Source organism: Aquabacterium sp. (genome assembly GCF_030652515.1).
Classification (GTDB): domain Bacteria; phylum Pseudomonadota; class Gammaproteobacteria; order Burkholderiales; family Burkholderiaceae_C; genus Aquabacterium.
Map to the genome: position 1 here is coordinate 1 of NZ_JAUSAR010000106.1, position 2,420 is coordinate 2,420.

Here is a 2,420-nt window from a genome sequence, read left to right on the forward strand (position 1 = left end):
GTAAGCGCACGGCGATCCCATCTTGAAATGGGTCTTGGCCCCGATAACGATCGTGTCCACGTAGGACTTACGTGGACACGATGACAAGCGACAAGGCAACGACTCGACGGCGCTACAGCGCGGACTTCAAGGCCCTGGTGCTGGGCGAGTGCGATGCACCCGGCGCCTCGGTGGCCAAGGTCGCGATGTCGCACGGCATCAACACCAACGTCGTACACGGATGGCGCAAGCTGGCTCGCGAAGCGCGTTCGACCAGTCCGGCGTTCTCAAGCGAGTTCGTGCCCGTGGCGTTGCCGGCCATGTCAACGCCGCCCGTTGTCGAGCGGAGCATCGAAGTCGAACTGCGCCGCGGCGCCGTGACGATGAAGATCACCTGGCCTTCATCAGCGACCGCGGACTTCGCCGCCTGGACCCGCGAGCTGTTGCAGTGATCCGGATCGACGCCGTGTGGCTGGCGGTCGCGCCACTGGACATGCGCGCCGGCACCGAGTCGGCGCTGGCCCGGGTGGTCAACGTCTTCGGCGCCGCTCGCCCGCATCACGCGTACCTGTTCGCCAACCGCCGCGCCAATCGACTGAAGGTGCTCGTGCATGATGGCATCGGTGTCTGGCTGGCGGCACGGCGCCTGAACCAAGGCAAGTTCGTGTGGCCCCGCGAGGGTGCGTCGACACTGACGCTGACGCGCGCGCAACTCGACGCACTGGTGCTCGGCCTGCCCTGGGCGCGCATCGGCGAGGCCGGTGTGATCACGGTGCTGTAGCGCCGCGCGCAATTCAATTGCTGAATGTGCCGATGCGCAAGTGCGCGGCACTCGGCAAGATCACGATCCGTGATCGCCGACCTCGACACGCTCAGCCCGGACCAACTGCGAGATGCGGTTCGCACGCTGATGGCAGACGTGGCCAGCAAGAGCGCCGAGATCGCCTTCAAGCAAGCCACGATCGACAAGCTCGCCCACGAGATGGCGGTGCTCAAGCGGTTGAAGTTCGCGGCCAAGTCCGAGGCGTTCAACGCCGAGCAGAAGAGCCTCATCGAGGAGACCATCGACACCGACCTGGCGGCGCTGGCCTTGGAGATCGAGCAGCGCGCGCCGAGCAAGGACTCGGGCGACAAGCAGCAGCCCAAGCGTGTCGCGCTGCCGGCCAATCTGCCTCGCACCGAGCACCACCACGAGCCCGAGAACACCGCCTGCAGCTGCGGCTGTCAGTTGAAGCGCATCGGGCAAGACGTGGCCGAGAAGCTGGACTACGTACCCGGCGTCTTCACGGTCGAACGCCACATCCGCGGCAAGTGGGTCTGCACCAAGTGCGAGACCCTGGTGCAGGCCCCCGTGCCGGCGCACATCATCGACAAGGGCATCCCGACCACGGGCCTGCTGGCCCAGGTGCTGGTGGCCAAGTACCAGGACCACCTGCCGCTGTACCGCCAGGAACACATCTTCGGGCGTGCCGGCCTGGCCATCCCGAGATCGACGCTGGCCAGCTGGGTGGGCCAGTGCGGCGTGCAGTTGCAGCCGCTGGTGGATGCGCTGAGGGCGGTGATGCTCAAGAGCGCGGTGCTGCACGCCGACGAGACGCCGGTGGCGATGCTCAAGCCGGGCAACAAGAAGACCCACCGGGCCTACATCTGGACCTACTGCACCACCCCCTATGACACGCTCAAGGCGGTGGTGTTCGACTTCGCCGAGGGCCGCGGCGGTCAGCATGTTCGCGGCTTCTTGGGCCTGGACACGAACGCCGGCAAAGACGGTTGGCACGGCAAGCTCGTCTGTGACGACTTCAGCGGCTACAACGCCTGCTTCGAGCTGGGCGTGACGGAGGTGGGCTGCCTGGCCCATGCCCGCAGGAAGTTCCATGAGCTGTGGGTCAACCACGGCAGCCAGGTCGGCGAGCGGGCGCTGAAGTTCTTCGGCGAGATCTACGACATCGAGCGCGAGGTGCAGGAACTCCAACCCGATGAACGAAGGCGAATACGCCAACGGCGCTCGGCCAAGGTGGCCGACGCCCTGCATCAATGGCTGGAGCAGCAACGCAAGCTGGTGCCCGAGGGATCGGCCACGGCCAAGGCCATCGACTACAGCTTGAAGCGGTGGAAGGCGCTGACTCGCTTCATCAACGACGGCGAACTGCCCGCGGACAACAACTGGGTGGAGAACCAGATCCGTCCGATTGCCATCGGCAGGTCGAACTGGCTGTTCGCAGGATCGCTGCGCGCCGGACAGCGAGCGGCGGCGGTGATGAGCCTGCTGCAGTCGGCACGGCTCAACGGGCTGGATCCGTACAGCTACATCAAGGACGTGCTGACCCGGCTGCCGACGCAGCCGGCAGGACGGATCGAGGAATTGCTGCCGCATCGCTGGCAGGCGAGCACCTCGCGCTGATCCACCTCGAGCTCGCGGGGTGTGTTGCCCGCACGCTTAC

The 2,420-nt window shown here is 66.1% G+C and carries 3 protein-coding genes; all 3 read left to right on the forward strand.

Translation table 11 applies throughout. The features are described from left to right. Positions 1-80 precede the first annotated feature (80 nt). From Q7V20_RS12535 to Q7V20_RS12545, 3 genes are read left to right on the forward strand one after another with little or no spacing between them, the layout of a single operon-like run. Positions 81-431 carry a transposase gene (locus tag Q7V20_RS12535; RefSeq protein ID WP_304791402.1) on the forward strand — a complete coding sequence of 117 codons (351 nt, stop codon included), beginning with the start codon at positions 81-83 and terminating at the stop codon, positions 429-431. Then, entirely contained in the window at positions 428-760 is a 333-nt protein-coding gene (tnpB, locus tag Q7V20_RS12540; protein ID WP_304791396.1) for an IS66 family insertion sequence element accessory protein TnpB, read from the forward strand. The genes Q7V20_RS12535 and tnpB overlap by 4 nt, the downstream gene beginning before the upstream one ends. Positions 761-784: 24 nt before the next feature. After that, a complete protein-coding gene (locus tag Q7V20_RS12545) occupies positions 785-2,380 on the forward strand; it encodes an IS66 family transposase (protein ID WP_304791399.1) in 1,596 nt (531 codons plus the stop codon). The last annotated feature ends 40 nt before the right edge of the window (positions 2,381-2,420 follow it).